This window comes from Priestia sp. Y58 (genome assembly GCF_029522095.1).
Classification (GTDB): domain Bacteria; phylum Bacillota; class Bacilli; order Bacillales; family Bacillaceae_H; genus Priestia; species Priestia megaterium_E.
Window position 1 is genome coordinate 347,928 of record NZ_JAKWFL010000001.1, and the last position, 12,559, is coordinate 360,486.

Consider the following 12,559-nt stretch of genomic DNA (forward strand, 5'->3'; position numbering starts at 1 on the left):
AGCGGATTTATTAGCGGCGGCCTTTTTCATAAGGAACGCCCAGCGCTTTAGGAGCCTCAGCACGTCCTACAAAACCAGTAAGTGCTAAGATTGTTAATACGTACGGTGCAATAGTTAAAAGGACGGATGGGATATCTTGAATAACCGGAATCTGAGCTCCCGTGATACTCAAAGACTGTGCTAATCCGAAAAACATGGCTGCACCTAAAGCACCAATAGGATGCCATTTTCCAAAAATCATAGCTGCAATAGCAAGGAACCCTTGTCCAGCAATCGTTCCCGCTGCAAAGTTTGTAGCGATAGACGTAGCATACACCGCTCCGCCGATTCCAGCGAACATGCCGGAAATCATAACGCCAACATAACGCATTCTCACAACTTTGATCCCCATCGTGTCTGCTGCCATTGGGTGTTCACCAACTGAACGAAGACGAAGACCAAATGGTGTTTTATAAATGATGTACCATACAGCAAAAGCTAGCGCAATTGCAATATAAGACGTAATAGGAACATTCGAAAACAGAATTTTACCGATTACTGGAATATCTGATAGACCTGGAATACTTACTTTATCGATACGGAATTGGATAAAATCTGTTTGTCCTTTCCCAAAAATCTTTTTGATTAAAAAGATCGAAAGACCCGCAGCTAGAAAATTCAGCGCTACACCACTTACCGTTTGATCTGCTTTTAATGTAATACTTGCAACAGCATGAATCAGCGAGAACACAGCGCAAACAACAGCCGCAATTACTATCGCTACCCACGGGGCCCAAGCACCTAATGAATCCTGAAGTAAAAGGGTTGAGACAATACCTGTGAACGCGCCAAACATCATCAGCCCTTCTAATCCGATGTTCACGACCCCGGAACGTTCACTAAATATCCCTCCGAGCGCGGTAAAGATAAGCGGTGCAGCTGAATAAAGCGCCGCTGGAATAATAATGGCTAACACCTCTAAGAAGTTCATTTTGCTCCCCCCTTGCCTGCACGGCCAAGCACCCAGCGAATTAAATAACTAGATGCAACAAAAAAGATAATAAGCGCAATGACAATTTGAATTAATTCAGACGGTACCCCTGTCATAAAGTTCATTTGAGGAGCCGCCGTTTGCAATCCTCCGAAAAAGAATGAAGCTAATAAAATTCCAATTGCGCTGTTAGCTCCTAAAAGGGCTACGGCGATACCGTCAAACCCCGTACCTGTAAACGCAGTGAATGTGCCCATATACTGAAATGTTCCAAGCCCTTCCATTGCCCCGGCAAGCCCGGCAAAAGCGCCTGAAATCGCCATGGATAACACAATGTTTCGGCCTACATTCATTCCTGCATACTGTGAAGCATGCTGATTAAAACCAACAGCTCTTAGCTCGAAGCCCTTAGCTGTTTTATTCAAAATAAACCACATTACAACGGCTGCAGCGATGGTAATAAGAATGCCGTAATGAAGGCGAGAGTTATTGGTTAACTGTGCTAAAAAGCTTGATGCTAAAGATGCCGATTCTTTAATATCATACGATTTTTCATTACCCGCATATAAATACGTACGGATTAAGCTGCTCGTTGTATAAAGGGCAATATAGTTCATCATTATGGAAACAATTACTTCATGAACATGAAATTTTGCTTTTAAAAATCCTGGAATAAACGCCCAAACTGCTCCAGCTGCAGCTGCTGCTAATACAGCTAAAGGAATATGAATGACTGCTGGTAAATCAAACGCATATCCAACCCATACTGAAGCCAACCAGCCAACTAAAAGCTGTCCTTCTACTCCAATGTTAAAGAGACCGGTTTTATAAGCAAACGCAACCGCGATACCAGCCAGAGCAAGAGGAGTCATGGCACGAATCGTTTCTCCAATGGCTTTTGGCGTTCCAAACATCCCGTCAAAAAGAGATTGATAGCCAAGCATTGGATCATAGCCGCCTAGTAACATAATAACCGCTCCGGCAATGAGTCCTAATATGGCCGATACAACAGGGATCAAAATCGTCATTACACGTTCATTTTTCACAAGTTTATTCATGCTGTTCCACCCGCTTTCTCACGCGTACCGCCTGCCATTAATAAGCCTAACTCTTGTTCATTCGTTTCTTTTGGATCTACAATGTCGACTATTTTCCCTTCGTAAATAACCGCAATGCGATCGCTTAAATTTATTACTTCATCTAGTTCTAGCGAAACGAGCAGCACTGCTCGTCCTTTATCTCGTTCTTCAATCAGCTTTTTATGAATAAATTCAATGGCTCCTACGTCCAGCCCCCTCGTTGGCTGAGCTGCAATTAATAGTTCCGGACTACGGTCTACTTCACGGGCAATAATGGCTTTTTGCTGATTTCCGCCCGATAGCGATCGCGCTTGTGTAAATTCACTAGGCGTTCGCACATCATATTCTGCAATTAACTCTTTTGCTTTTTTATACAGCTCTTTATAATTCAAAATACCTGATTTAGACATCGGCTTTTGATAATACGTTTGAAGACCGATATTTTCACCAATTGTATAATCTAATACCAGTCCGTGCTTATGGCGATCCTGCGGAATATGTCCTACTCCTGACTCCGTAATTTTACGAGTCGATAACGTAGACAGTTCTTGATTTTTTAATGTGATCGAACCCGACTTTATTTTTCTCAGACCCGTAATTGCCTCAATCAGCTCTGTTTGACCATTTCCATCTACACCCGCGATGCCTACAATTTCGCCTGCTCGAACGCTTAGATTAAGTGAACTTACAGCCTCTACTCCTCGGCTGTCTTCTACTACTAATTCTTTTATTGTTAACACAGCTTCTTTTGGAGTCGCTGTTTTCTTTTCAGTTTTAAAATGAACTTCTCTTCCTACCATTAAAGCAGCAAGTTCATCAGGGTTCGTCTCTTGCACATTTACCGTGCCAACTCCCACACCTTTTCGAATAATTGTACAGCGGTCGCACACTGACATAATTTCTTTTAATTTATGCGTAATTAAAATAATTGACTTTCCTTCTTGAATTAACTTTTTCATAATTTGAATTAATTCCGTAATTTCCTGAGGTGTTAAGGCGGCAGTAGGTTCATCAAAAATAAGAATATCGGCTCCTCTGTAAAGCGTTTTTAAAATTTCCACTCGCTGCTGCATGCCAACTGAGATATCTTGAATCTTCGCATATGGATCTACCGATAATCCATATTGATTTGAAAGCTCTTGAATATCTTGAGCTGCTTTTTTGATGTTGATTTTCCCCGTTCGCGTCGGTTCGTTTCCAAGAATAATATTTTCTGTTACTGTAAAGTTTTGAACAAGCATAAAGTGCTGATGAACCATCCCAATCCCTAAGTCGTTCGCTACGTTAGGGTCCGTGATTTTGACTTCTTGACCGTTTACACGAATCTGCCCTTTTTCAGGCTGATAAAGTCCAAATAAAACGTTCATCAGCGTTGACTTACCGGCACCATTTTCTCCTAACAAAGCATGAATTTCTCCCTTTTTCACTTGGAGTGTAATATTGTCATTAGCGACAATACCGGGAAATTCTTTGCGAATATCTAGCATTTCAATAACATATTCCACTGCTTTCACTCCCTATTCCTGCCTGCTACAGGATTCTGTCTTCGGTTTTTTGGCTATGAAAAAGGCTAGTTTTCACTAGCCTTTTATACTCATATAATCATTGCTTAACAGACGTCAGCTTATTTTTTTAGCGTTTTTTCAAACTCTTTAAATTCTTTATCCGTTTGAGGCACTGTAATGTCACCGTCTAGAATTTTTTGCTTATACTCATCAACTGCTTTTAACGCATCTTTACTTACATTATCTTGTGATGGAGCAATTCCTACTCCGTCTTCTTTTAAGCCAAACACAACTTCTTTACCACCAGGAAATTTGTCGTCCATTGCTTTTTTGGCAACATCTTCTACAGCCAAGTCAACGCGTTTAACCATCGACGTTAACGTTACGTTTTCAGGCATACCTTCTTCATGCTGATCGCGGTCAACTCCAATTACCCAAACCTTTTTTTCTTTCCCGCCTTTTGAACGGTTTTTAGCTTCTGTAAATACGCCGTTTCCAGTACCGCCAGCCGCTTGATAAATAATATCAGCGCCTTTGCTGTAAATCGTAGAAGCAATAGCCGAACCTTTTTCTGGAGAGTTAAAACTTTCTGCGTATTGAGAGATAACTTCAGCATCTGGGTTTACAGATTTAACACCTGCTTTAAATCCGTTTTCAAACTTCTTGATTAATGGAGATTCAACGCCTCCGATAAAGCCGATTTTGTTCGTTTTTGTTTGTTTAGCCGCCACTACCCCTACTAAGAAGGAGCCTTGCTCTTCTTTAAATAGAATGCTTGCCACGTTATCTAAGTTCTCTGACTTTAGCGTATCGTCTACTAATGCAAAGTTAGCATCAGGATACTGCTTTGCTGCTTTTTTAATATCTTCTTTTAATAAAAAGCCAATTCCATACGTCAAGTTGTAGCCACTCTCAGCAAATTTAGAAAGATTGCTCTCGTATTCAGATGCTTTTGTAGACTGCAAATACTTATATCCAGTCCCTTCATCAAGTCCGTTATCTTTCCCGAACTTTGTCAGACCTTCCCAAGCAGATTGGTTAAACGATTTATCATCTACCCCGCCCGTATCTGTTACCATTCCCACTTTAAAATCCGCCGCTTTTTTATCTCCGCCGCTCTTACCTGCGTCGTCTGAGCCACACGCGCTTAAAAGTGTTCCTGCCGCTAATACTAATGATAATGCAAGTCCCGTTTTACGTTTTAACATGTTTTAACCCCCTGAATAGTTTTAAAAGTATAAAGCCAATTTTCTATTTCGTCCTTGTGACCTACATTTGACACCTCCTTAAAAGGACAATGTTAAACAGTTGTAAATTTTCTGACATTTAAACACAAAAAAACTAGACGCGCTTACGCAGTACTTGGAAACTGAATTGATCAGCCTTAAAATAATTGATGGAATATAAAATAGGTTCATCATACTGGTCATAATGCATTTGTTTCAGTACAAGCAAAGCGGTTTCTGGTTCGCATTGTAAAATAGGAGAAACTTTTTCATGATAGCCTAGAGGCTCAATGTTTGCCACGGCGTATGAAATGTGCTTTCCTGCTTGTTTTTCAAGGATTTCTAGCAAAGACTCTTGTTTATATTCAAAATTTTCAGGCAATATTTTTTGAGGAACCTTGTCCATGCAATATACCACCGGCTCTCCGTTTGCCGTTCTCACCCGTTCAACAAATAAAATCTGTTCATCTTCCCCGCAAGCAAAACGTGTTAAATCATTTTCAGACAACTCTTGTATTTGAGAAGATAAGAAGATTGTTCCAGCCTTCATACCGGCTTGTTCAATCATATGTGTTATACTATTTAATTGCTCAATTCCTGACAAAAAAGTAGGCTTCGTGTTGACAAATGTTCCCACGCCGTGTCTGCGAACAATAATATTCTCTTCTTCTAATATGCGAAGTGCCTCACGTAGCGTTGCGCGGCTAACCCCTAGTTGCTTTGATAAATCAAACTCTGAAGGGAGTCTTTCCTTTTCTTTAAAAATTCCTTTTTCTATATTTTGTTTAATTTTATCAATCACTTGTAAATACAAGTGCCGATTATCCGCACGTATAGACATCACTCTTCCTCCATATTAAAAAGTCATCAGACCTCTGATGTTCGACTACTTAATCGAAAATAATATATCATTTTTCGACAGATAAATAAATAGGTTATATTAATTTTTTATTAAAATTTTTAATATTTTTTTAAAAAAATGAATTTTTGTTATTTTTTAATGTCAGCATACCTAACAACCTGCTTTTCTTCTAATATTAGATAAAAACCAAACATTTTAGTCATTAAATTTTTTAATATTCGTTTTTATTTCATTTATTTAGCATGACATATTTTTGTATGATACTATTCTTACCGTCTCTTATTCCATAAAAATGAGGTTGAGACATAACGAAATGAATCAATCTAAAGATGAACAAATGGAATACATGAGCTGAACATCTTGTGACACCGCAGTTAATTTCCGTGCAAGCCTCCGGTTTCGACGGGCGATGAGCCTCCTCGTCGCTTGCGCTTTTCCTGCAGGATCTTCGCCTTGACCTTCAATCAACTGCTAGAAGGAACGAGACAGATGAAACCTATGTTCACCATAACAAAAAAAACGAACCGCTAATCAAACATGTTGATTAATGGTTCGTTTTTCACTTGAGCTAAAATACTTTTGTCCCAGCCTCATCTTTTCTAGTAACATTATTAAGATCCAACATCCTCATTTTGCTGAGAAATCAGCACGGAACGCGGCTTACTTCCTTCATAGGGTCCTACCACTCCACGCTCTTCCATCGCATCGATTAAGCGCGCAGCCCGGTTATAGCCAATTCGAAAGCGTCGCTGCAGCATAGAAACAGAAGCTGTTTGCATTTCTGCTACAAGCTGTACCGCTTCGTCATATAGCTCATCTGCAAAATCATCAACTTGTTCAGGAGCATCGGTTGGAATCATTTCTTCTTGATACTGCGCTTTTTGCTGTGCAATTACAAAATCAACAATCTCTTCTACTTCTTCATCTGATAAAAAGGCACCTTGCACACGCACAGGTTTTGAAGCTCCAACAGGCATGAACAGCATATCTCCTCTTCCTAGAAGCTTCTCAGCTCCTCCCATATCTAAGATTGTACGAGAGTCAGTTTGTGAAGACACACTAAAAGCAATTCGGGAAGGAATATTTGCTTTAATAACTCCCGTAATAACATCTACTGATGGTCGCTGCGTAGCAATAATCAAATGAATGCCGGCAGCACGAGCCATTTGAGCAAGACGCGTGATCGAATCTTCGACGTCAGATGAAGCAACCATCATCAAGTCAGCCAACTCATCGACAATCACCACAATATAAGGAAGAGTCGGCTGTTTTGCATCGGCGTCTCCATCATCATTCATACGTTTTACTAAATCGTTATATCCTTCAATGTTTCTCGTTCCGCTGTGTGAAAACAGCTCATAACGTCGCTCCATTTCATTTACAACTTTCTTTAAGGCTTGAGAAGCTTTTTTCGGATCCGTTACAACAGGAGCCAATAAATGTGGAATACCATTGTACATATTGAGCTCAACCATTTTAGGGTCAATCATCATTAATTTTACTTCATGAGGCTTTGTCCTCATTAAAATACTAATAATAATACCATTGATACACACACTTTTTCCGCTTCCTGTTGCCCCTGCTACAAGCATATGAGGCATTTTATTAAGCTCTGCTAGCACAGCTTCGCCTGAAATATCTCTTCCTAAACCAACTAATAGCTTTTTATCCGGTCGGTTATTTTCAGTTGCTTCAAGTACTTCTCTAAGTGAAACCATCGCTACTTCTTCGTTCGGCACTTCAATTCCTACCGCTGATTTCCCGGGAATTGGAGCTTCAATCCGAATATCTTTGGCAGCTAATGCAAGTGCTAGATCATCACTTAAATTGACAATCTTACTTACTTTTACTCCTACATCAGGATATACTTCATATTTTGTAACAGCTGGTCCAAGGTGAACTTTTGCCACTTTTGCTTTTACGCCGAAACTTTGAAACGTTTTTTCAAGTTTTTCGGCATTTTTATAAATGTTTTTATGCTCTTTTGCCTGGTTGCTTTTCTTTGGCATCGTTAATAGCTTGATAGGAGGAAGCTCATACTCTTTATTTTCCGTTTCAGTAAATGTAATCATAGGAGCTTTTTCTTCTTCCTGTTCCTTTTGCGGCCTTGGCTGTTGCGGTGCAGCAGCTACAGGCTTCGATTCCATAACCGGCGGCACCGGAGCTATAGGAGCAGCAGGAGGTTGACTAGACTCTTCCTCTCCGTAGTCAAAGTGTTCAATAATTGGAGGCGAAGGTGCTTCTACTTCTATTTCCATACTTTCTTCAGGTTCTTGAACAGCTTTTTCTTGGCGTCTCTTTTTTGTTGTTTTAGGGGCTTTTTTCTTTTTATGTTTCCACGTCTGAATATCTTGCCAGCCTTCTTTTAACTCCGTTGTTAAAAAATTCACTAGAGGTGACAGAAGTTTTAATACCGTTTCGTGAAGCGAACGTCCGGTAATAAGCAGTACACCAATCACAATAAGCAAGGCAGCGATAAGTTCTGTTCCTAAGCTATCAAATAGATAGTAGAACATGGCAAACATAATAGCTCCCATCATCCCTCCGCCTAAATCGCTGTGATTTGATTGGCCCGTTGCTTCGAGCATATACAAATCCCACGTGTTCATAATGACAGACGGATCTGTAAACGTTCCGTTTTTTGATAGATTTTCAAATAACGTAACATGACTAAACAGTAAAATAGATAAAATAATGAGATATGTACCGATAAGCTGCCGCGTCACTAAAGGAGGCATTTCCCTTTTCCAAATAATATAAACAGATAGAATAGCCATTCCGATTAAACACAGCATATACCATTCGCCAATAAATAAGCGGACCACTAGTACAAGGGCCTGTCCTACAGCACCAAGTCCTGCCATGGCAATTAACGTTAATGCTAATAAAAATAAGCCAATAAGCTCAAAGCGCAATATGCGTTTCCATTCATCCTTTTTTATTTGACCTCTTCGTTTTTTCTTTGCCATTTTTCCACTCCAATCAACGTCCAACACTCTATGTTGATTTTGTTTCTTTTATCAGTTGAATAAAAAAGCAGCCAATACAGCGGCTGCCTTCTTCGTCATATTCATTATACCATATTCACCATAATTATACTGAAATCCTTACGACAAAATTTGACCAGGATAATAATTTTCATTCAAATAATCTTGAGGATTCGTGCTTAAAATCCTCACAATTTGCTGTTGCTTTTGTTCATTTTCTTCAACAATAACCGGGATTCCATTATGGTTAATAAGCTTTGGCTGAGATTGTTCTTGATGATAAGACTGCTCAAAGATCAGTTCTTGCGGCATCATTGTATACAAAATCATTGCAGCAGCTGCTCCTCATTCTGACGTCCTTGTTCAATCAGTTCATTCAATTTTTTGATCGCTTGAGCAACTCCGCCTACTTCGTTAATTAACCCGTATGAAACAGCATCTCCGCCAACTACATTTGTCCCGATATCACGCGTTAAGTTCCCTTTTGAAAACATAAGTTCTTTAAACTTTTCTTCTGAAATATGAGAATGTTCTCTCACAAAGTTAATCACGCGCTCTTGCATTTTATCCAAGTATTCAAATGTTTGCGGTACACCAATAACAAGACCTGTTAAGCGAATAGGATGAATGGTCATGGTCGCTGTACCGGCAATATACGAATAATCAGTTGAAACCGCAATTGGAACACCGATTGAATGTCCGCCTCCTAACACAATGGACACAGAAGGCTTGGATAACGAAGCAATCATTTCAGCAATTGCAAGACCCGCTTCTACATCTCCACCTACTGTATTCAAGATGATAAGCAATCCTTCAATTTTTGGATTTTGTTCAATCGCCACAATTTGCGGGATGACATGCTCATATTTTGTCGTTTTGTTTTGAGGAGGCAGCTGCATGTGCCCTTCGATTTGTCCTACAATCGTTAAACAGTGAATATTAGAATCCTGAGGAGGCTGAGCCACGTTGGTCTGTCCTAATTGTTGAATTTTATCTAATATTCCGCCCTTGCTTTCTTCATTTTTATTAGGCTGCTGGGGCGCTTCATCAGAATGTAATCTTTCGTTATTTTCAAACATATTCTAGCTCCTTTCACTTATTGATAGTAGTAGTATGAACTTCTCATAGTTATTACATCCGCATCAGCTGCAAATAAAAAGCCTTCCCAGCGGGAAGGCTTCACATTAGATTTCCATGATAATCGGTAAAATCATCGGTTTACGACGGGTTTTTTCATATAAAAATTGATTTAAACTTTCTCTCATTTTTAATTTTAATGAGGACCACTCGATCACTTTGTCTTCCATACACTTTTCTAAAATTTGCTGAACAATCTTAGTTGCTTCTTCTAAAAGCTTTTCTGATTCTCTTACATAGACGAATCCGCGCGAGATGATTTCTGGCCCCGCTACTACCGTTTTTTGGCGTTTATTAATCGTAACTACTACCGTTAAGATTCCGTCCTGTGAAAGCAGCCTGCGGTCTCTCAGAACGATATTTCCAATATCACCGACGCCTAGTCCATCAATGAGCGTATTTCCTGCTTGAATAGAACCGCTAGGGTACATGCAAGCATCTTTAAACTCAACTCGCTCACCTTTTTCAAGCAAACAAATATGATCTTCTGATATTCCTAATTGACCGGCCAGCTTTGCATAAGCTTTTTGTTTTCGATACTCTCCATTCACAGGCATGACATATTTCGGCTTTGTTAAGTTAATCATAAATTTTAATTCTTCTTGACTGCCGTGTCCGGAAGCCTGCACTTTCTTCTGAGCAAACACTACGCTTGCTCCTAAACGAAAGATGACGTCAATTGTTTTTGAAAAGGTCGTTTCGTGCCCCGCTACAGGTGTAGCAGCCAGCAGGACCGTATCATCTTGTTTGATTTGAATAAATTTATGGGACTGTTTAGCCATTCGAGTAAGACCTAAAATCGGCTCTCCGTGATGACCTGTTGTTAAAATAACCGTTTCATGTTCTGGAAGATCTTTTAGCTTTTGCGCAGGAACAATTAAATCCTCAGGCAGCTGCAAATGTCCAAGTTTTGCTGCAATATCAATGATTTTCAGCATACTTTTTTCCATAACGATCAGGTTACGGCCGTGCTGATATGCGGCATGAATGATTTGCTGAATACGGTGGAGATTGGAACTGTATGCAGCAACAATGATTCGACCTTTGCTTTTATAAAAAGCGTCGGTAATATTTTGTCCGATAACCGCTTCGGAAACTGTATAGCCCGGCTTATCCGCATTTGTACTGTCTGAAAGCAAACACAGCACGCCTTTTTCCCCAATGGCAGCCATTTTTCCAATATCAGCGCTTTGAATGCTGACTGAATTTTGATCAAATTTAAAATCACCTGTATATACAATCGCACCTTGATTTGTTTGTAAACAAATGCCGACTGAATCTTGTATGCTGTGCTGCGTTCTGAAAAATGAAATATCCACTCCTTCAAACGATAAAACCGTTGACGAAGTGATAGGATGTAAAGCTTCATATTTTTTAATTCCATACTCTTTTAACTTTTCTTTGATGAGTGCTAGCGTTAATTCTGTACCATATACAGGCACATCCAATTTTTGAAGTATAAAGGGAATAGCGCCAATTTGCTCTTCGTGTCCATGAGTAACAAATATGCCTTTTACGTTCTGCTGATTTTCTACTAAATATGTAATGTCCGGAATGACAATATCAATTCCCAACATTTCTCCTCCCGGAAACTTTGACCCTGCATCTAACACATATATGTTTTCATTGATTTCCACCACATACATGTTTTTTCCAAGCTCTCCGACTCCACCCAAGGCTGAAATTTTAATATTTTCTGTCTTTTCTAGTACCATAAGCTCCTCCTACTTACTTTCACCCGTACAATTTCATTTGCTTACATTATAACTGAAGTAAGAATTGGAATACAAGAGATTTCATTCGTCTATTTCCGTCATCTGCTCTTCTATTATCTTATAAGAAAAAAACGTCTCTTCATCGACTCGTATATACGGTCAATGAAGAGACGTTTAAAAAACATACTTATAGAGCTTATATCGTATTTAATGTGCTGACTAACGTTTGGCGTTCTTCTTCCGTTAACGGAACTAAAGGTAATCGTACCGATCCTACGTCTAACCCTTTTAGCTGTAAAGCCGTTTTAACAGGCGTTGGACTTGGAGCCGCAAAAAGAGATTTCATAACGGGTAAAATACGCTGATGAATTTTTGCTGCTTCTTTCGGATTTCCTGACTCATACAGCTTAACCATCTCTTGCATTTCATTTCCAATAACGTGAGAGGCAACAGAAATAATGCCAGTTCCTCCAATTGCTAATACCGGTAGTGTTAAGCCATCATCACCGCTGTATAAAGCAAAATCATCGCTTGTTTGTGCGATAATAGCTGTCATTGCGTCAAGGTCTCCGCTTGCATCTTTTAACGCTACAACATTTGGCAGTTCAGCTAGGCGTACAATTGTATCAATAGACATATTGATCACAGATCGCCCTGGAATATTGTATAACATGACAGGCAGCTCTGTACTTTCAGCAATTGTTTTAAAGTGCTGATATAAGCCTTCCTGATTCGGCTTGTTGTAATAAGGTGCTACAATCATAATCGCATCTACGCCGATTTCTTCTGCCTTTTTTGTTAATTCAATTGATGCATACGTATTGTTGCTTCCCGTACCAGCAACAACAGGTACACGGCCGTCTACTACCTTTACTGAGTGGCGGAACAGCGCCAGCTTTTCTTCCGTTGAAAGCGTAGGAGATTCACCCGTTGTTCCTGCAATAACCAACGCGTCCGAACCGTTGCTGATTAAATAGTTAATAAGCTGCGTTGTTTTTTCAAAATCAATATTTCCTTTATGATCAAAAGGCGTTACCATCGCTGTTGCGACTTTCCCAAAATCAATCATGTTTTCACT

10 protein-coding genes are annotated in these 12,559 nt (G+C 39.7%); all 10 read right to left on the reverse strand.

Going from position 1 to position 12,559, the window contains the following annotated elements:
* Positions 1 to 10 precede the first annotated feature (10 nt).
* The 10 genes from MMB68_RS01885 to dapA all read right to left on the reverse strand — a co-directional run bounded on the left by MMB68_RS01885 (position 11) and on the right by dapA (position 12,550).
* Positions 11 to 970, reverse strand: a complete 960-nt coding sequence (locus MMB68_RS01885) for an ABC transporter permease (protein ID WP_013084750.1) — start codon at positions 968 to 970, stop codon at positions 11 to 13.
* Positions 967 to 2,028, reverse strand: a complete 1,062-nt coding sequence (locus MMB68_RS01890; protein WP_264408516.1) for an ABC transporter permease — start codon at positions 2,026 to 2,028, stop codon at positions 967 to 969. The genes MMB68_RS01885 and MMB68_RS01890 overlap by 4 nt, the downstream gene beginning before the upstream one ends.
* Positions 2,025 to 3,554, reverse strand: coding sequence for an ABC transporter ATP-binding protein (locus MMB68_RS01895; RefSeq protein WP_277548105.1), 1,530 nt, complete (start codon positions 3,552 to 3,554; stop codon positions 2,025 to 2,027). The genes MMB68_RS01890 and MMB68_RS01895 overlap by 4 nt, the downstream gene beginning before the upstream one ends.
* Before the next feature lie 119 nt (positions 3,555 to 3,673).
* Positions 3,674 to 4,762 carry a BMP family lipoprotein gene (locus MMB68_RS01900; RefSeq protein WP_221784429.1) on the reverse strand — a complete coding sequence of 363 codons (1,089 nt, stop codon included), beginning with the start codon at positions 4,760 to 4,762 and terminating at the stop codon, positions 3,674 to 3,676.
* A 133-nt stretch (positions 4,763 to 4,895) separates the two neighbouring features.
* Positions 4,896 to 5,621 (reverse strand): GntR family transcriptional regulator, encoded by a 726-nt coding sequence (locus tag MMB68_RS01905; RefSeq protein ID WP_028411389.1) that lies wholly within the window; start codon positions 5,619 to 5,621, stop codon positions 4,896 to 4,898.
* 632 nt (positions 5,622 to 6,253) lie between these two features.
* On the reverse strand, positions 6,254 to 8,611 hold the full coding sequence (locus MMB68_RS01910) for an FtsK/SpoIIIE family DNA translocase (RefSeq protein ID WP_264408518.1): 2,358 nt from the start codon (positions 8,609 to 8,611) through the stop codon (positions 6,254 to 6,256).
* 138 nt (positions 8,612 to 8,749) lie between these two features.
* The gene (locus tag MMB68_RS01915) at positions 8,750 to 8,959 is read right to left on the reverse strand and encodes a YlzJ-like family protein (protein ID WP_221784431.1); all 210 of its coding nucleotides are present in this window, start codon (positions 8,957 to 8,959) and stop codon (positions 8,750 to 8,752) included.
* The gene (locus MMB68_RS01920; protein WP_277447180.1) at positions 8,956 to 9,708 is read right to left on the reverse strand and encodes a ClpP family protease; all 753 of its coding nucleotides are present in this window, start codon (positions 9,706 to 9,708) and stop codon (positions 8,956 to 8,958) included. Before MMB68_RS01920 ends, MMB68_RS01915 begins: the two co-directional genes overlap by 4 nt.
* A gap of 105 nt (positions 9,709 to 9,813) precedes the next feature.
* Positions 9,814 to 11,481 carry a ribonuclease J gene (locus tag MMB68_RS01925; RefSeq protein WP_221784432.1) on the reverse strand — a complete coding sequence of 556 codons (1,668 nt, stop codon included), beginning with the start codon at positions 11,479 to 11,481 and terminating at the stop codon, positions 9,814 to 9,816.
* 196 nt (positions 11,482 to 11,677) lie between these two features.
* On the reverse strand, positions 11,678 to 12,550 hold the full coding sequence (gene dapA, locus MMB68_RS01930; protein ID WP_277548107.1) for a 4-hydroxy-tetrahydrodipicolinate synthase: 873 nt from the start codon (positions 12,548 to 12,550) through the stop codon (positions 11,678 to 11,680).
* Positions 12,551 to 12,559 lie beyond the last annotated feature (9 nt).

Excerpts from the sequence above, each read along its gene's own strand:
- MMB68_RS01885 (WP_013084750.1), bottom strand. The coding sequence starts at position 970 with ATGAACTTCTTAGAGGTGTTAGCCATTATTATTCCAGCGGCGCTTTAT.
- MMB68_RS01920 (WP_277447180.1), bottom strand. The coding sequence starts at position 9,708 with ATGTTTGAAAATAACGAAAGATTACATTCTGATGAAGCGCCCCAGCAG.
- MMB68_RS01900 (WP_221784429.1), bottom strand. The coding sequence starts at position 4,762 with ATGTTAAAACGTAAAACGGGACTTGCATTATCATTAGTATTAGCGGCA.
- MMB68_RS01925 (WP_221784432.1), bottom strand. The coding sequence starts at position 11,481 with ATGGTACTAGAAAAGACAGAAAATATTAAAATTTCAGCCTTGGGTGGA.
- MMB68_RS01910 (WP_264408518.1), bottom strand. The coding sequence starts at position 8,611 with ATGGCAAAGAAAAAACGAAGAGGTCAAATAAAAAAGGATGAATGGAAA.
- dapA (WP_277548107.1), bottom strand. The coding sequence starts at position 12,550 with ATGATTGATTTTGGGAAAGTCGCAACAGCGATGGTAACGCCTTTTGAT.
- MMB68_RS01915 (WP_221784431.1), bottom strand. The coding sequence starts at position 8,959 with ATGATTTTGTATACAATGATGCCGCAAGAACTGATCTTTGAGCAGTCT.
- MMB68_RS01905 (WP_028411389.1), bottom strand. The coding sequence starts at position 5,621 with ATGTCTATACGTGCGGATAATCGGCACTTGTATTTACAAGTGATTGAT.
- MMB68_RS01890 (WP_264408516.1), bottom strand. The coding sequence starts at position 2,028 with ATGAATAAACTTGTGAAAAATGAACGTGTAATGACGATTTTGATCCCT.